The organism is Fimbriimonas sp. LA-C6 (genome assembly GCF_055398105.1).
In genome coordinates, this window is record NZ_AP038796.1 from 4215220 (window position 1) to 4232228 (window position 17009).

Consider the following 17009-nt stretch of genomic DNA (forward strand, 5'->3'; position numbering starts at 1 on the left):
TTGGTTGCTGAACCTTGCCCCGAAGGTTGTTAAAAGGGCACAATGATGTCCCCGGTCCACGCGACCTCTGGGACTCTTCCGTAATGCATAGCCAGAACGTAGCAGGAATTATTCTCGCAGCAGGAAAGGGAACTCGGATGAAATCCGACCTCCCGAAAGGTCTGCACAAAGTAGGCGGCCTACCCATGGTGGAACTGGTTGCAAGGTCTATGCAGAAGGCCGGAGTCGAGCGAATCGTTATCGTCATCGGACACGGCGGCGAACTCATTCAGCAAGCTCTCGGCGATAAATACGAATACGTTTGGCAACGCGAACAACTCGGCACCGGCCACGCCGCACTGATGGCCAAAGACCTGCTTGGTAACCACCCTGGCCCAGTAGTGATCGCTCCAGGTGATGCACCCCTCCTGAATGAAACGATCTTTCGCGAACTGATCCAAGCCCATGCCGACGCTGATTTCACCGTTGCGACGGCGGTAATCGATAACCCCCACGGATACGGAAGAATCGTTCGCATCGATAACAAGCCAGTCAAGATCGTCGAGCAGAAGGATGCAACGGAAGAGCAAAAGAAAATCAACGAGATCAACGCAGCGATCTACTGCGTCGATGCCCAGAAGCTCTACGAAACGCTCCCGAACCTCAAAAACGACAATGCTCAAGGTGAGTACTACCTCACCGACGTTCTGGATAATTTCGCCAGCCGTGGCCTAAAAGTCGGAGCCTACGTGTCGACCAATCCCGACCTGCTTGTAGGAGTGAACGACCGCTGGCAGCTCGCGCAAGCTGAAAAGGCATTGCGGTTCTCGATTTTGAAAGACCTCGCGCTAAGTGGGGTCACCATCATGGATCCAGACACCACCTATGTCGGAGTCGACGTTACCGTAGGCCCAGATACGGTGTTGGAGCCTTCCACTTATCTACAAGGAAACACCTCCGTGGGCGCAGGATGCCGAATAGGCCCGAACACGCAGATTTCCAACTCACAAATAGGCGACAACTGCACCATCCTCATGAGCAACATCGCAGATGCAACGCTCGGTGACGAAGTCTGGTGCGGCCCATTTGCAAACCTAAGACCGAAAACGAAACTCGATAACGGAGTGAAGATCGGAAACTTCGTAGAGGTGAAAAACAGTCACCTCGAAGAAGAGTCAAAGGTTTCGCACCTTTCCTACATCGGTGATGCCTCAGTCGGTGCACGAACAAACATCGGCGCGGGCACGATCACATGTAACTATGACGGTTTTGTAAAGTCCCGAACTCAAATCGGCAGCGACGCCTTTGTGGGTTCAAATAGCACTCTGGTAGCCCCCCTCACCATAGGGAACGGCGCCATGGTAGCGGCGGGTAGTGTGATCACACGACCAATCCCTGATGATTCGGCAGGGTTTGGACGTGCAAGGCAGGAAACAAAGGAAGGATGGGCAGCTAATTGGCGGAAACTGAAGTAATTACAAGCGAAGGGCGCGGCGACGCGCTCGGGGGAATGAAACTCTTTGCGGGTAATGCACACCCAGAACTTGCCAAAAAGATTGCTGACAATCTTGGTGTCAAGCTCGGAAAGCTCACCTCGACACGGTTCGCAGATGGCGAAATCCGAATCATGGTGGACGAAAGCGCCCGAGGTAACGAGATCTTCATCTTGCAACCCACGTGCAGCCCAACGAACGACAACATCATGGAGTTGTTCATCATGCTCGATGCCTTCCGCCGAGCATCCGCGCGCCGCATCACGGTCGTCATGCCCTACTATGGCTACGCCCGACAAGATAAGAAGATCAAGCCCCGTGAGCCCATCACAGCGCGTCTCATCGCAGACATCATCCAAAACTGTGGTGCAAACCGCGTGGTCGCCATCGATCTGCACGCCGACCAGATTCAAGGCTTCTTCAATATCCCCGTTGATCACCTGTACGGAGGCCCCATCCTGGGCAACTACTTCGTCAGCAAAGGCCTCCGGGATGAGAAGGACGTCGTCGTCGTCAGCCCAGACGTTGCGGGTGTCACCCGCGCCAAGTCCCTCGCAGAGCGACTATCGTGCCCGTTTGTTGTCATTGCAAAGCGCCGCCCTGCTCCGAACCAAGTTGAAGTCGTCGAAATCGTCGGTGACTTTGTTGGCAAGAAGTGTGTGATGATCGATGACATGATTGACACCGGTGGCTCAATCGTGTCGGGTGCCCAGGCGCTCATGGACCGAGGTGCAAAAGAGGTCATCGCCTGCTGTACTCACCCAGTGTTCAGCAGAGATGCTGCTCAGCGCCTTCAGGACAGCTGCCTGAGTCAGGTGGTCGCGTTGGATACCATTCCGATCGACCCATCCAAGCAGTTTGCCAAGCTCAAGACGCTCTCGTCAGCGCCACTCATTGCGGACGCCATTCGCCGAATCCATCTCAACGAGTCGGTAAGCGAACTGTTCCATGACTGGCGATGATCAGCCGATCACGAATGATTCTGGGTCTTCTCAGACCGAGAATCATTCAAATTGCATCGAATCATTAAGCTGGACCGTCCGTCTATCCGACGGTGAACCTAAAAAAAGGTTTGTCATCATCGCGGTGGCAGTCCTAGCAGCCATAGTGGGCATCGTGGTTTTTCGAAACCTATTGCTCGGGCTGGTCGGTTTTGTTATGATCGTGGGGTCTGCGGCGGAGCATCTGTTTCCGGCAAAGTTCACCCTCGATAACAACGGAGCCACAACGAGAGTTGGGGTAAGCGTTGTGTCGATGACATGGGGGGAGGTCAAGCGGGTCTACGAAGATGGACCGCTGCTGGTGCTCTCACCATTTGCAGAAAAGTCCAAAGTGGACGCCTTTCGAGGAGTCCGACTTCGGGTAACGAAAGAGAATCGTTCCGACGTATTGGAACTGATTCGAAAGAAATGTGGGGAAAATGTTCGACTTTTGGAAGAGTGAACTGGAAGAGCCAGAGATTGAGGCGCTGATCGAAAAAGCAGCGCACGAAATCGAACGCCGCCACCTCACTGCGCCTGCGATTTTAGCTCTGGAAATGCACAAACCTCTCTCCAGCTTTGGTGCGCAGGCTTCCGTCATTTTTGCTCCGTTCATGGTGCCGCTTTTGGGATACGACTTTGTGAATGACTACTCAAGGTTCGCCAAAAACCCGCACAATGTCGAACGACTTCTTCAACGATTAGAGTCTCCGCCCAAAGACGCGCAGGAGACGAAGGACGATAACACCTAATGGGTCAGCAATATCGAGATACCGGTTGGTTCGGAATATTGGTCACGTTAACTTTCGTGGCCTTTATCTGCATCAACATTCTTAGGGCCCGGGGCGGCAAGGAACTATTCATCCGCCGCATTCCGGGACTCAACAGCATTGACGAGGCTGTGGGGCGTGCAACAGAGCTAGGGAAGCCAATCTTAATGGTTCCTGGCCTAAGCGAGAACCTCAACGCCAAAGCCATGCAGGCGATCAATATCTTTGGTTACGTGTCGAGGGTCGCATCGCGGTTCGCAAACCCAATCCTGGTTTGCTGCTACAACGCATCCATCCTCGCCGTCTCCCAAGAGATTATCCGCGACGTCTACCAGCAGGAAGGAGCCATGGACCGCTTCGATCCGGATAGCATCCGGTTCGTCTCAGACCGCCAGTTCGCTTTCGCTGCAGGCGTCTCTGGAATGATCATGCGAGAGCAGGCCGCGGCCTGTTTCTTCATGGGTGAGTTCTACGCAGAAGCTCTGATCTTGGCCGAGACTGCAAACACCATCGGTGCTATCCAGGTTGCAAGCTCAACGGAAATCACACAGACTCCGTTCTTCATCGCAGCTTGCGATTACGTATTGATCGGCGACGAGTTCTACGCTGCAAGCGCCTACCTCACTCGACAGCCCGTACTGGTCGGTAGCCTGGTCGGTCAGGACTGGTGCAAGCTGGCGATCATGCTGTTCGCATTCCTTGGAGCGTTTTTCAATGGCGTGTTCATGCGAGGCAAGACCACAGAGACGTGGTCCAAAGGAAAGGTCGAAATTGGCGCCGAGCGCAACAAGAGCAAGGAAGATACGATTATTAGTCGTCTCCTAAACCCAGATCCAGATCCAACGGTAAAGGTCGAGCGAGATAAACTCCCGGCTGGTGAGTTTCCTTCTGAAGGAGGTGACAAGTGAACCTGTTTATGCAAGTGCCTCCTCCTTCCTTCTGGAATGCAGAGCACGGTTCCATTGGCCTGTGGGTCAAGATCATCCTCAGCCTCTTGGTAGGTGTTGGCCTCATCTTTGGATGTATGGCGGCTCCTCCGCAGCTTCGTAGACTCATCGTTTCGGGCGTCACTTTCGTCAGCGGACTGTTCTACGTAGTTTTTTGGCTGTACCCAGCGCCCGTTGCTCGACAAGCCGGAGATGCACCCCGTAACATCGCGGAGAGTGTCAGTTTCTGGGTCTCAGATGCTCAGACTCCTGTTGGAACGCTCACCAACGTTTTGGCAGGCTTCCTGATCGGTCTTGGCATCTACTCGCTGTTCAACATTCACCTTAAGAAGATCTTGAAGCGACAGCGCGACTGGGGCTTCAGTGTGGTTCTTCTACTCAGCGTGCTATTAATGGCGTTCTTCGGCTATTGGAACTGGATCGACCGTCAAGGTCCTCGCGGTTCGCAGTTGGCCATCCATGAAGGTTGGGGCTTCCAGCAGTACGCGCAAGACCTCCTGTTTGATGGTCTCCTTCAGCAGATGGACGCGGTTATGTTCTCGTTGGTAGCGTTCTACATCCTTTCCGCCGCCTACCGAGCGTTCCGAGCAAGATCCGTCGAAGCAACCATCCTCCTCGTCACTGCACTCATCGTAGTGCTTGGACTCATGGGTGTGGTCGAGTACAAGTGGAACGAGGGTATCAACGCCTTGGCCCACAACGATCCCAACAACTTTATTCAGAACTTTAGGCTCACCGAGATCGGTGGATGGCTTACCAAGAACGTTCAGGGCTCCAGCATTCGAGGCATCGACTTCGGCGTGGGTGTGGGCCTGATGGCGATGGGCCTTCGTATTTGGTTGAGTCTCGAAAAGACAGGAAGTGACCGGTAATGGCGCAAGTCCAGAATATGAGTATTGGTGAGCGGCTTCAGGCCGTTCCGAAGCAGGTTCTGTACATCATCCTCTTTGTTGTGGCATCGGTGCCGCTGTTCTTCCCAATCGCGCTGCCAAACAAGCCGGTCGATTCCAACATCGACCTGTACGCGCAGTTGATGGCGATTCCAGACGGCTCCAAAGTGCTCCTTGGTTCCGACTGGACCAACTCCACACGAGGCGAAAGTCTTGGTGAGATGGAATGCGTCCTCAGAATCCTGATGCGCAAGAACATCAAGTTCGCGGTGTACAGTGTGGGCGACCCGCAGGCACCAGAAGTTGCACGCAACGCAATCAGCCGCATCTCACTTGAGACGGCCAAGGAAGGGGGCAAGCAGTACAAGACTTTCGATGACTACGTGAGTCTTGGCTACTTCCCAAGCGCAGAGGCGACCCTCACCTCCATCAACAACGATATCCGGGCGGCATTCGCTGGCAAGAAGGACCTGAAAGATGGGGTTGGTGCCACAGACGTTTTCCAGTCTCCTGTATTCGAAGGGGTCAAGTCGGTTGCTGACTTCAAGGCGCTGGTCCTGGTAACGGCCTCTGACACCGCAAACCGAACCATTGAGCGTGTCAAAAAGGTTCCACTTCTGTTCCTTGTGACGGGTGTCATGGTGCCAGAGCAGGCCAACTACTACAACTCGGGCCAGCTAAAGGGTCTGTGTGGTGGTGTGAAGGGCGTGTACGACATCGAGCAGATGATGGAGCACGGCATTAATAATGGCGGTCCCGACGGGGTTGTTTCCTCTAAGTACACCGAACCGATTCCAGGTTGGCCCGGAAAGTCGAATAAGGGTATGGGGACGTACTACTATCTCACCTTGCACTTCTGCTTAGCCTTGCTGGTCCTTGCAGTCTTGACAGGTAACTTGGGCATGTATCTCGCCCGGAAGAAGGGCCGCTAAGATGGATTACTTACTCATTAAGAATGCAATCGGTGTCATTGCCACCCTTGGCCTTTACACCGTTCTTTACAAAGAGAACAAGACCTATCGGTTCTTCGAGCACGTGTTCCTTGGTTTGGCTTCAGGTTGGGCACTGGTAACCATCTGGACAGAAACTCTCAAGAGCAACTGGTGGGACAAGATGGTGGGCCATGCCGCAGAAGGGAAGACCCCTGCAATGCCTGGCTATTGGATCTACGCGATCCTGCTCCCCATTGGCCTCATGGGCTACTTTGTGTTTAACAAGAAACACAACTGGATCAGCCGTATCCCAATCGGCATCATCCTAGGAATGTACTCCGGCCAGCAGTTTGCAGCTTGGCAGAACCGCTACATCGGCCAGCTGGACGATGCCATGCGGCCCCTGTTGCCAACAACGTCCGAGTTCTTCCGCCCAGCCTTGGCAGGACTCAGCAAAGCGGATGCCGCAGTGGTCAAGTCCACCGTTTACGGTTCGCAAGCCCTCACTAACTGGATCTACATGATCACACTTCTGAGTGTGGTTGGATACTTCCTGTTCAGCTTCGACCACAAGAACAAAGCCATCCTGCGAATCAGTACCTCAGGTCGCTGGCTGCTCATGATCGGCTTCGGCGCAATCTTCGGCTCCACCGTCATGATGCGCTTCACCCTGCTCATTGACCGGATGTACTTCATCTGGATCGAGTTCGTGAAGTCAGGTCTCCTGCATAGGTAATTGCGTGCGGGGTTTGCAGCCCCGCACTGTGGCCTTGTGTTGAGATCTTATGTCTGAAACAACCGTTCATGCTGTGGTTTTGAAGCGGCGGGATAGTGGGGAGTCGGATCGGTCTTTGATCATCTTCTCACAGGAGCTGGGGAAGTTGGATGTTACGGCGAAGGGTGCGCGTAAGGCGGCTTCGCGGTTGGCGGGGACGAGTGATCCGCTTTCGGTTGCTTCGATGAGCTTGGCGCTGGGGAAGAAGCGGCTGTTTGTGACTCAGGCGCAGCCTATCCACTCCTTTCGCGGGTTGCGGACGGACTATGACCGGTTGTGTTTGGCGCTGGCTCTGACAGAGATTTATGCGGCGGTTTTGCCGATGGAGGAGCCGTTTCCTGAGGCGTATCAGCTGATCATGCGGAGTTTGTTGGCGCTTGAGACGCATCCTAAGCCGGTTGTCGCGTCCGTGTGGTCTCAGATCTTGCTTTTGGATGTGAGTGGGTTCATGCCTCAGTTTGCCGAGTGTGTGGTGACTGGGAATCCGGTGAAGGAGGCGATGGCGTTTGTTTCGCCTCGTGCGGGTGGATATGTTTGTGATGAGGCGGCGATTCCGTTTACTGATCGGTTCCAGGTGAGGGCTGAGGTTTTGTATGGATTGTCTCGCATTGGGGAGTTTGAGAGTCCTCCGCCGAACCTGCGATTTGCTGAAGAATCACTCGCAACATTGTTGCCATTTTGGAAATATATTGCGGAAGCTCAGCTTCCTGCAAACGAAACGGCGGTAGCGCATGTACGGCACGCCGAAACCATGTAATATGGCTGTTAATGCGCAAGGGTTTATTGATTGCCGTTGCTGTTGTTGCGAGTGTTTCCTTCGTTGTAACAGGTTGCTCGAAGGGTGGATTCTCAAAACAGTCAAACGCTGCTAAGAAGAATGTTTTTCGCTACGCGATTGTGACGAAGCCGACCACTATGGATCCGGGCAAGGTCCAGGACGGCGACACGATCGACGTGATCCAGCAGGTCTACGAAGGCTTGGTCGGTTGGGGTGAGGACAACAAACCCGCTCCCCAGCTTGCTGAGAAGTGGGATGTGTTGGACGGCGGGACCACTTATGTGTTCCACCTGAAGAAGGGTGTGAAGTTCTCTAATGGGCGTGAGGTTAAGGCTCAGGACTTCAAGGACTGCATTGAGCGCAACTGTGATCCCAACTTTACTTCGCCGACTGCTGAGACTTACCTCAGTGACATTGTTGGCGTGGTGGATCGCATTAAGGGCAAGGCTCCTTCGATCTCTGGTATCTCGGTCGTTGACGACTATACGCTGAAGATCAAGATTGACAAGCCTCGGCCTTACTTCTTGGGCAAGCTCACCTATCCTGTGGCGTTTGTATTCGCGAAAGAAGCGATGAAGGACACCAAGAAGGAGATGGGCGTGGTTTCTGAGATGGTAGGTACTGGCGCGTATAAATTTGAGACCGTGAAGGTGGATCAGATCGTTACGATGGTGGCGAGCGATAACTTCCGCGACGGTCGGCCTAAGATCGATAAAATTGAGCGTCCTTTTGTGGATGATGCTGCGACTCGTCTGAACATGTATAAGACGGGCGATGTGGACTTGGTGGCTTTGGAGCGCCAGGATGTGGATGGGATTCAGAAGGATCCCGAGTTGAGCAAGGACCTCAAGTTCTTTGATCGTCCTTCGCTGTTTTACATTGGCATCAACTGCGATGTGATTCCTGAGTTTAAGGATGTTCGCGTTCGCAAGGCTCTCGCGATGGGATTGGATCGTGACAAGATTGTTGCCGACATCCTGGGTGGCGTGAACAAGCGTGTGGATGGGATTGTTCCTCCTGGCGTATTTGGATATCGAGAGGGCGTGAAGGGGATTCCTTTTGACGTGGCTGGAGCCAAGAAGCTATTGGCAGAGGCTGGATATCCCGGTGGCAAGGGGATGACGCCTGTGAAGATGTTCTTCCGAAACAACCGACCTGACATTCGCCGTGTTGCGGAGAATGCGGTTGGGCAGTGGAAAGAGAATCTTGGTGTGGACATCAAGATTCAAGAGATGGAGTGGGGTGCCTACCTTCATGAGCACAACACCAAGAAGTTGCCAATTTTCCACATGCGATGGGCTGCGGACTATTTGGACGCGGAGAACTTCTTGAGCACTCTGTTGGCTTCTTATGGTCCTGAGAACAAGATCAACTATAAGAACGCCAAGTTCGATGCGCTTTGCCGCGAGGCAGATACTTCGACCGATGAGGAGAAGCGTAAGAAGCTATATGCGGAAGCTGAGGATCTCGTGATCCAGGATGTTCCGTTTATTCCTATTTACATCCAGCGCGACGCGGAGTTGATTCGTCCTCGTGTGAAGGGGTTGCGTGAGTCACTGTTTGGTCACTTGCCTCATAAGACAGTCTCCCTAGACTAGAATCGGTTTCCCCTCACAACCGTGTGGTTGTGAGGGGAGATTGAAGTGTGTTAATTTACGGATGTCCCGACAGCCCCAAACCGACGTTACGGCACTGAGTTTTACTCGGCAGGCCGACAGTCCAGTCTTCACCTGTAAGATTGAGCAACTTGTAAGCAGTTGCCTGCCTGCTTGGCGTAGCCATGGAGGTCCGCAGAGGGGGCATCCGGCTCGATCTTATCCCTTTACGCTTGATGTGGCTACTGAGCCTACGTCGAGTATTCAACGACTTCACCTGCTGGGTGTGTTTGCTGAGTTCGCTGGCAAGGACAATGAGGCGGTTGGGACGTTGGGAGCTTCTGTTCACCTTTTGAAGGGGCAGGACATTGAGTTTCGCCAGGACTTGGTGAATGGTCGGCACTACTTTGACGCCTCGATTTTGGACCCTGTGGATCAGTTTGCTGGAGACGGCACTCAGATTCGGTCTGTCGGGGTGGTTGAGGGGATGTCGGGTCCGCTTCGGGTGGACCTTTTAAGCATTGATGTTCCTGAGAACATTGAGGTGGACCACTTCAAGTTCAAGGATCTGGGCAGTGCGGCAAGCTTCTGGCTATTTGACGTGTTCTTGGAGACACTGGTGCCCAGCGGGTGTCCGTTTAGGTCTTCGGGGGGTGGCATTGCTCTTTCGGAGATTGGGCCGATTGTTCGGTTGAATGATCGTGTGAAGTTTACGAAGGCGCTGTCTCAGCTTGAGAATTCGCTTTTGATCTCTCCGGATTTGGATGAGGCTCGTGGGCAAGCTTTGACGTTTTTGGCGGTGGTTACGGCTGGGATGTTGGAGATGGGCGGGAGTCGGCAGTTGCACCGGGAGCAGCTTGAGGCGGCTCGAGAATTGGAGCAGGTTGACACTCAACAGCTTGTTGCTGAGGTGACTCGAAGGCGGGTGGAAGAGGTGGCTGCTCCTATGTTTAAGGAAGCTGAAGGGCCTTCTTCTTATCTTGTGGATCGGGCACTCGCTTTTGTGGACAGGAACTTTGCGAAGGAGTTGACGGATTCTGTGGTTGCGAGTCAGCTGGGTTTGAGTACGTCGCACTTTCGGTTCTTGTTTAAGCAGGCGACTGGGCAGCCGTTCCACAAGTATCTGGTGGCGTTGCGGTTAGAGAAGGCGCGGCAGATGCTTGCGGAGAACGATTTGGCGGTTAGTACGGTGGCTCGGGCGGTTGGGTTTACTGGGCTTTCGCACTTTAGCCGCGCTTTTACGCAGCGGTTCAAGGTGAGTCCGACGAGCCTTCGTCGGACCATTGAGTAGTGATCAGTAATTGGGTCGGTCTTCGGATTTGAACTCGGCTGCGTATTTTTTAGCTGGCTTGGCAAGTGGGTTCTTGGGATAGTGTTTTGCCAGGCGCTCCATTGATTTGACCGCTGTTTTGACCAGTGGTGCGCTGTGTTTACGCCACCAGCTGTTGAGGTGGGAGAGGCGTTCTGCTGAGATTCCCCGCGTGTACAGTGCTTTGGGCACGTATTTGCTGTGAGGGTATTTCTTTATCAGTTGATCACACAGTTGCATGGAGTGGGCCAAGCACTCGTGCTCGTAAGAGTGGCGATAGAGTGCTGCATTGTCGGATTTAGTGTTTCGGGCCTTGCTCCAGAAAATATTGAGCGTGACTGCTCTGTTTCCTTTCCAGAGACCTGGTGAGTAGAAGAGTAGGTCTCGCTCCCGATAGATGTAGCTGGCCATGTCGTAGAGCGCTTTTGCGCGGACATTGGGTGTCTTGCCGTGCTTGGAGAGGTTGTCCCATCGGCGGAGGCGGTCTGCGATCTGGATAGGGTGGTGAAGTTTAGGGACTGCGTCGTCTGCGTACCATCGCTTCAAGAGTTCTCTGTAGCTTTCTCTGTTGAGCCCCCACCGGTATCGATCGTCGCCTCGAATGGCTTGGAAGCTTGACTTGGCGTTTTTATACTGGCCAATCCTTAAGTAGCGCATCCCCAGGGTGTAGAGCATGACGTTCTTGTGTTCCGATTTTGGAAGTTGGAGGGCGTATCTTTTAAGTTGTGTGGGGGTGAGTCTGGCGTCTGCCATGTAGCTCACATCACCTGAGCACTCTGAGTCTTCGTTCGCAGGTGCCAGACGGTGATAGAGTTGCATGGCCCGTACGGGGTCGCCATGGTTCTCTTCGAGGACTGCTAGATTTTCGGCTGCTGGATTGAAGAGGTAGGGAGGAGGATTGAGTGTGAGGAGGGTTTCGTACTGGGTCCGGGCGAGACTGAATTTGCCTAGGCGGGCGTTGGAGGCTGCTTGGACGTATTTCGCTTTCATTCCGGGAACGGTTTTACGGCCGAGACGAATTGATTTGGCTGCCAGTCTTTTTGCGGCTCCGTAGTGACCGACGTTGTAGTTGAGCTGCGCGACTCTCTGGAGTAGTTCCGCTGAGGCTTGGTGGGTTGTTTCTAGGGCTGAGGTGGCGAAGGTTGCTAGATTTGCTTCTTGCTTGGGGCTGAGTGTGGTGTCTTCGATGCGGAAGCCGAGATAGGCTGTGAGGAGCTTGGGATCTTTGCGTACGGCGGTTTGGAGGTTCTTGGCTTGCGTTGAGTTGAGCCTGGCGAAGGTCTTTCGTAGAGCGATTCCGGTTTCCTGATGCAAGGACTTGTTGTCTTTGAGGCCCCATTGGCGCAGAAGGTATTGTGCTTCACGGTCTTGGAGGCCGCTGTCTCGACAGAGCTGCGCAAGGGATTTGAAGCCTTTGGAGCGTTCTTGATCTGTGGTGGCTGTGTTGACTTGTGCGTTGTAGTAATTGGAAGCTTTGTTGAAGTCCTTGCTGAGATATTCGCACCTGCCGAGCCAACCTTGGATGTTGTTTCGGAAGCGTGAATGAGGATATTTGGTGGTGATAATGTGGAACAGCTTTTTTGCGTTCTCGATGTCTTCTTTGGAGATCGGAACAGTTTTTGGGTCCGAGGTTAGGAGGGAGCGGGCTGCCATGACGAGGGCTGACTCGGCTCTTGGAGAGTTAGGGTAGTTTTGGGCTACTTTGAGGTAGGCATTGGATTCTTCCTGGCGGGATTTGTGTTCTGTAAGTTCGACTATGGCGTAGTCGATGTGTGGCTGAAGGTGTGCGTTGGCGGACATCTTCTGGATTGCTGCGACGGCCTTTTTTTGACTGGGTGAGTCGCCGAATTCGATGATGGTTGTCTGGCGGAGGTAGGCCTGCAGTTCCGTTGGATGTTTGAGGTTCTCGCCTTGGAAGAGTTCTCTGCGGTCTTGGACGAATGCTCGAAGGTTGGCGGACTCCGGAACTTGGCTCCATGCCTGTAGGCTCTCTTTGAATTTGCCCTTCACTTCTAAGTTGCGTGCATGGTTGGCTAGCCTGAGGCTGTTCGTGTCGTATTCGCCGTTAGACTCTCCGAGGTGCCATCCACTTGAAATGTCGCATCCCGAGCGCTGTGCATTGTCTGTCCAGCCGATGATCTGTACTTCTTGGGGAACGCGACCGAAATCGATCGGGTGCTGGTCGAATTCCCGGTAGTCGTAGGCAGTGTAGAAGTGGACGGAGTCGACTATTTCTCCGTAGCATGCGAAACAAGTGATGACGCCTCCTACGGCGCCGAGAACGAAGATAGGACGAGCCAAGCGGACAACGCGATGTGCCATTTTAGGTTACTTAGGGGGAGATGCTAGGCGAAAGGTTTCTGGCTTTGAACTGTAGCTCTGGAAGCCGTCACTATCTCGTATAGTCCATTTGATTGTGATGGTTTTAGAGTGCGATGTCAATAACCTTATTGGGCCAATAAACAGTTTTTTGTTGGGTGCTAGAAAGCTCTTGGTGAAAGTTATTTGGTTGGCGTTTCTAGGTTGGCTTGGGATGAGGCCGGCGTCGGTTGTTCGATGGTTGAATGTGACTGCGTCCATGTCTCTGGCGCGTGCTTCGTCTATGCCTATGGTATCGAGATCAAGTTCGATTTTGATGGCATCTGGGCCGATGAAGGTGCTGGCTCGACCGATGTTCTCGATTTCCAGGAACACGTCTTTGGGGGCGCTGTCGCTGGGTTTTTCGGACTCGATGAGACCGTAGTTGTCGAGGGATGATTTTACGGCGATCTTCAGGTTGGGTTTGGGGTTTTTGCCACTGAGGGTATCGATAAGGGTGGGGAAGGGAAGTGTCATGGAAGAATCGCCTTCTGAAAGGCGATAGATGACGGCACCTAGACAGTTGCTTGATTGGTGTTGGCGTGCGTCTTCTAAGACGTTTTTGAGGAGCGTTGGTGTTGGCACTGTGAAGCCGAGCATGTAGCCGAGTCCTCTGCCATCCGGGGCGGGGAGGAGGGCTTTGAATTTGAGGATCTCTTCGCCGGTGGAGTCTTGCGGATGGGTTGCAGGAGCGCCGAAGCGATCTGACGCGGATGCTGAGAGGAGTTTGAAGGATGGATGTCGGAGTGCGTCTTCGGGGGTGAGGCCGCGGTAGATGCCGGCCAGTTTGCCTGTTTCGTTGAAGAGGAAGGCGTGGCCGTAGGCTGGAATTCCGATGTAAAAGGGGCAATGGAGGTTGTCGGCCTGTCCGATTCTTTTCTGGAAGTCGCGAGGGTCGGACACGGGTCGCATGTTGGCGATATTGCTCGCTGTGATGCCTTCGTAGGCTTGGGGGATCATGAAGTCGAACTGGTCGGAGAGGGTAACGACTCCTCGGCTACCTAGCCAGCTCATGAGGCCGGTGCATGAGACCTGTAGGGTTCCGGCTTTGGCGATGCTGGGATCGGAGGATCGGATGCGTTTGACGAGGTCGGCGTAGCGTGGGAGGAGGCGGGTTGGGCAGTCAAAATCGAACTGGATGCCTTGGACTTGGAGTCCGGCTTGTTTCGCTCTTTTGATTTGGGCTAGGACGCGGGTAGTGATTTGTCCAGAGATGAGGTTGAGGTCGTAGTCGGAGAAGTGTTTGACGATGCCTGCATCGAAATTGAACACCAGATGTGTTTTGAATGTTTTGGTGCTGGATTCGTAGGTTTGCGGGAGCATCAAGAGGATGTTTTTGCCGTCGCTCGTGAATGTTCCAGCTCTGACAAAGAGCTGTTTGATGCCAACTTTCTTGAGTTCGGTTTCTTGTTGCTTGGAGAGTTTGAAGGGGGTGTGCCAGTACCAGAAAGAGAGCTCGAAGGGCGGTTTGGGGCGAAATCTGTTGATGAGGTGCTTTCCGAGGGGTAGGAGGGCAAGCAGCACCACGAAGACGAAGAGCGCCTGGAAAAAGAGAATCTTGTGCTGACGGAATAGGGCCTTCATGTTCTGCGGGAAGCAACCCATTGTAGTCGTATGAATCCGCTTTAGGTTTCGCCGATTTTATGGGAATTTCGGGTTCGTCGGATTGTGCATCGAACTGGGGGAGTGAGACGTCCTCAATGATCAGAATGCCACCTATTTCTCAAGATGAGATGACTGTCCGTTGCCAGATTTCTGGGGAGTATATTCCTCTGAATGAAGCTGTGCCAGTGGACCTTGTCCGAAACTCGCTGATACCGACTTTAAAGCAGCTTCACGGCGATTTGGACATGAACGGGTACATCGGGTTGTCGGAGTTGAACAAGGCTCGTTTGCTGCATGCCGAGGCGATGTCTCAGCAGGAGAAGGATGAGCTAGTTGAGCTGAAGCAGCAGGTTGCGAAGAGCTTGATTGAGCACGAGATTTTGACTCGGAACGCTGATCGGGAGTTTGAACAGAACTCGACTGCTGGAGAGCGGTTGGCTGATAAGGTTGCTTCGTTTGGCGGAAGCTGGACTTTCATTATCCTTTTTGGGATTCTGCTGTTCTCTTGGATGGGCATTAACACCACATTGTTGTTGAGAAAGCCGTTTGATCCATTCCCTTACATCTTTTTGAACTTGGTTTTGTCTTGTTTGGCTGCTATTCAGGCACCGGTGATTATGATGAGCCAGAACCGGCAGGAGGCTAAGGACCGGATTCGGGGTGAGAACGATTATAAGGTGAACTTGAAGGCTGAGTTGGAGATTCAGCACATTAATGAGAAGCTGGATAAGTTGATCAATGACCAGTGGAAGCACCTTTTGGAGATTCAGCAGATGCAGATGGAGATGATTGAGGAGCTGACGAAGCAGAAGCTGAAAGACTAGAGCGGCCAGAGGTTGGGGGTGGCGAATTCTAGGACGTTTTGGGCTGGGTCGTTGAAGTAGATGGACCTGGCTCCGTTCTTCCATTCAATTTCTTTGATGATTTCGATGTTAGCTTTTCGCAGTTTAAGTTTCCATTGATCGATTTCGTCTGAGGTGGCTGCGAAGGCGACATGACCTACGCCCTGTGTTCCGTGGGGAGGGACTATTGCGTCTGGGATCCGGGTTTTGCTTGCTTTGAAGATGATCAGCACGCTTCCCTCGCATTTGAGGAAGAGGTCGCGTTCGGGATCGAATGCGATCACTTCTAGGCCCAGGATGTTGGTGTAGAACTGATGTGCCGCCGCGAGGTCTTCTGCGTAGAGGATGGTTTCCAACACCTTCATGGGATTGAGCTTACTAGGTCCAATCCTGTTGGTAAGACTAGGTAACCTCCGATAGATGGTGAGTGTTCAGGGTCTTAGCCGCGATTTTGATGAGCGACGTGTTCTGAACAATATCGATCTCCAGGTGGAGCCGGGGCAGATTATGGCCTTGATGGGCAGCTCTGGCGGTGGTAAGACCACCCTTCTCCGATGTATCAGCGGGCTTTTGCCTCCTACTTTGGGAACCGTGGTGATTGACGACGTGGATATCCGTACGGATCCTGAGAAGGCTCGGGACAGGATGGGAATGGTGTTCCAGTCTGCGGCTTTGTTCGACTTTATGACTGTCGAAGAGAACATTGCTTTTGGGATTGATCGGCGGTTGAAATTGAAGTCTGCCGAGCGCACCCAGGCTATTCAGGATGCGCTTTTGAGGGTTGGGTTGGTTGAGGCAGACGGGAAGAAGATGCCCGCGGACTTGAGCGGTGGTATGCGTAAGCGATTGGGGATTGCTCGTGCGATTGCTTTGCAGCCTCGGTTGATGCTTTATGATGAGCCGACCACGGGTTTGGATCCGATTACGACTTATACGATTGATAGTTTGATTGTCCAGTTGCGGCGGGAGCTGAACATGACGAGCATTATAGTGAGCCACGATGTGAGTTCGGTGATGCGCGTGGCGGATCGTGTTGGGTTCTTGGAAGCTGGGCATCTCGTGTTTTTGGGGACTCCTAGTGAGTTTGAGACTTCGGACCATCCGAGCATCAGAGAGTTGATTGAGAAGTCTCGTGCGACGACGCTATGAGATGGGTTCGTGAAAATCTTCTGAAGATTTAGTGAACTGTTGGTTTTTCCTATCGTTTAAGCTCACTGCCTTCAACAAATAGGAAGAACTTAAATCATGAAAAAGCTAACCCTCACACTTGCAGTCGTCGTTGCGGCCTTGACTATGGCCTCACTCGCTTCCGCTCAGGAGGCTGGCCCAGCTGGTGGAGCTCCTGCAGCGCGAGCGCAAGGCCGAGGCAAAGCCAATCCAGCGAACATGCTGAAGCGGTTGTCGAAGATCAATCAGGAGATTCTTGCTCAGCTCGATTTGACTGCTGAAGAGAAGACCAAGATCAAAGAACTCGACAAGACCACTGCGGCCAAGACCAAAGAACTGTATGAGAAGAACAAGGACGACCAGAAAGCAATCCGGAAGGGCTTTAAGGAGATTCAGAAGGGCTACAACGATGGCCTGAAGGGAATCCTAACTCCTGAGCAGTTTGAGAAGTACACCAAGCTCCACGATGAGGCTATGAAGAAGGGCCGAAAGAAAGCTGGTGACAAGGCTACTGACAAGGCTTCTGGAAACGGCAACGGCTAAAACGACTTATGACCGATAGGTAAAAGCATACAGAGATGCATTTGGG

17 protein-coding genes are annotated in these 17009 nt (G+C 53.1%); 14 read left to right on the plus strand and 3 right to left on the minus strand.

Going from position 1 to position 17009, the window contains the following annotated elements:
* The first annotated feature begins 83 nt into the window (after positions 1-83).
* The 11 genes from glmU (at position 84) to ACZ51B_RS19500 (ending at position 10430) form a co-directional block, all read left to right on the plus strand.
* Complete coding sequence (gene glmU, locus ACZ51B_RS19450) at positions 84-1454, plus strand: bifunctional UDP-N-acetylglucosamine diphosphorylase/glucosamine-1-phosphate N-acetyltransferase GlmU (protein WP_464295007.1); 1371 nt, start codon at positions 84-86, stop codon at positions 1452-1454.
* A 35-nt stretch (positions 1455-1489) separates the two neighbouring features.
* Positions 1490-2434 carry a ribose-phosphate diphosphokinase gene (locus ACZ51B_RS19455; RefSeq protein WP_464295008.1) on the plus strand — a complete coding sequence of 315 codons (945 nt, stop codon included), beginning with the start codon at positions 1490-1492 and terminating at the stop codon, positions 2432-2434.
* Positions 2421-2915 (plus strand): hypothetical protein, encoded by a 495-nt coding sequence (locus tag ACZ51B_RS19460; protein ID WP_464295009.1) that lies wholly within the window; start codon positions 2421-2423, stop codon positions 2913-2915. The genes ACZ51B_RS19455 and ACZ51B_RS19460 overlap by 14 nt, the downstream gene beginning before the upstream one ends.
* Positions 2893-3204: a hypothetical protein gene (locus ACZ51B_RS19465; RefSeq protein ID WP_464295010.1), complete on the plus strand. Its 312-nt coding sequence runs from the start codon at positions 2893-2895 to the stop codon at positions 3202-3204. Before ACZ51B_RS19460 ends, ACZ51B_RS19465 begins: the two co-directional genes overlap by 23 nt.
* Positions 3204-4130 (plus strand): DUF6754 domain-containing protein, encoded by a 927-nt coding sequence (locus ACZ51B_RS19470; RefSeq protein ID WP_464295011.1) that lies wholly within the window; start codon positions 3204-3206, stop codon positions 4128-4130. The genes ACZ51B_RS19465 and ACZ51B_RS19470 overlap by 1 nt, the downstream gene beginning before the upstream one ends.
* Entirely contained in the window at positions 4127-5041 is a 915-nt protein-coding gene (locus ACZ51B_RS19475) for a hypothetical protein (RefSeq protein ID WP_464295012.1), read from the plus strand. The genes ACZ51B_RS19470 and ACZ51B_RS19475 overlap by 4 nt, the downstream gene beginning before the upstream one ends.
* The gene (locus ACZ51B_RS19480; RefSeq protein ID WP_464295013.1) at positions 5041-5991 is read left to right on the plus strand and encodes a hypothetical protein; all 951 of its coding nucleotides are present in this window, start codon (positions 5041-5043) and stop codon (positions 5989-5991) included. The genes ACZ51B_RS19475 and ACZ51B_RS19480 overlap by 1 nt, the downstream gene beginning before the upstream one ends.
* A 1-nt stretch (position 5992) precedes the next feature.
* Complete coding sequence (locus ACZ51B_RS19485; protein WP_464295014.1) at positions 5993-6727, plus strand: hypothetical protein; 735 nt, start codon at positions 5993-5995, stop codon at positions 6725-6727.
* A 49-nt stretch (positions 6728-6776) separates the two neighbouring features.
* Complete coding sequence (gene recO / locus ACZ51B_RS19490) at positions 6777-7523, plus strand: DNA repair protein RecO (protein ID WP_464295015.1); 747 nt, start codon at positions 6777-6779, stop codon at positions 7521-7523.
* A gap of 11 nt (positions 7524-7534) precedes the next feature.
* Positions 7535-9142, plus strand: a complete 1608-nt coding sequence (locus tag ACZ51B_RS19495; protein WP_464295016.1) for an ABC transporter substrate-binding protein — start codon at positions 7535-7537, stop codon at positions 9140-9142.
* 61 nt (positions 9143-9203) lie between these two features.
* Positions 9204-10430, plus strand: coding sequence for a helix-turn-helix domain-containing protein (locus ACZ51B_RS19500; protein ID WP_464295017.1), 1227 nt, complete (start codon positions 9204-9206; stop codon positions 10428-10430).
* A gap of 3 nt (positions 10431-10433) precedes the next feature.
* Here ACZ51B_RS19500 and ACZ51B_RS19505 read toward each other — a convergent pair whose 3' ends face one another.
* Together ACZ51B_RS19505 and ACZ51B_RS19510 are read right to left on the minus strand one after the other, a co-directional pair.
* Positions 10434-12770 carry a tetratricopeptide repeat protein gene (locus ACZ51B_RS19505; RefSeq protein WP_464295018.1) on the minus strand — a complete coding sequence of 779 codons (2337 nt, stop codon included), beginning with the start codon at positions 12768-12770 and terminating at the stop codon, positions 10434-10436.
* A gap of 6 nt (positions 12771-12776) precedes the next feature.
* On the minus strand, positions 12777-14390 hold the full coding sequence (locus ACZ51B_RS19510; protein ID WP_464295019.1) for a DUF3142 domain-containing protein: 1614 nt from the start codon (positions 14388-14390) through the stop codon (positions 12777-12779).
* Positions 14391-14515: 125 nt separating this feature from the next.
* Between ACZ51B_RS19510 and ACZ51B_RS19515 the strand changes: the two genes are divergently transcribed.
* A complete protein-coding gene (locus ACZ51B_RS19515) occupies positions 14516-15235 on the plus strand; it encodes a DUF1003 domain-containing protein (protein ID WP_464295020.1) in 720 nt (239 codons plus the stop codon).
* Here ACZ51B_RS19515 and ACZ51B_RS19520 read toward each other — a convergent pair.
* The gene (locus tag ACZ51B_RS19520; RefSeq protein ID WP_464295021.1) at positions 15232-15618 is read right to left on the minus strand and encodes a VOC family protein; all 387 of its coding nucleotides are present in this window, start codon (positions 15616-15618) and stop codon (positions 15232-15234) included. The genes ACZ51B_RS19515 and ACZ51B_RS19520 overlap by 4 nt on opposite strands.
* Before the next feature lie 55 nt (positions 15619-15673).
* Here ACZ51B_RS19520 and ACZ51B_RS19525 point away from each other — a divergent pair, with 55 nt between their 5' ends.
* Both ACZ51B_RS19525 and ACZ51B_RS19530 read left to right on the plus strand, forming a co-directional pair.
* Entirely contained in the window at positions 15674-16402 is a 729-nt protein-coding gene (locus tag ACZ51B_RS19525; protein ID WP_464295022.1) for an ABC transporter ATP-binding protein, read from the plus strand.
* 96 nt (positions 16403-16498) lie between these two features.
* On the plus strand, positions 16499-16963 hold the full coding sequence (locus ACZ51B_RS19530) for a hypothetical protein (RefSeq protein ID WP_464295023.1): 465 nt from the start codon (positions 16499-16501) through the stop codon (positions 16961-16963).
* Positions 16964-17009 lie beyond the last annotated feature (46 nt).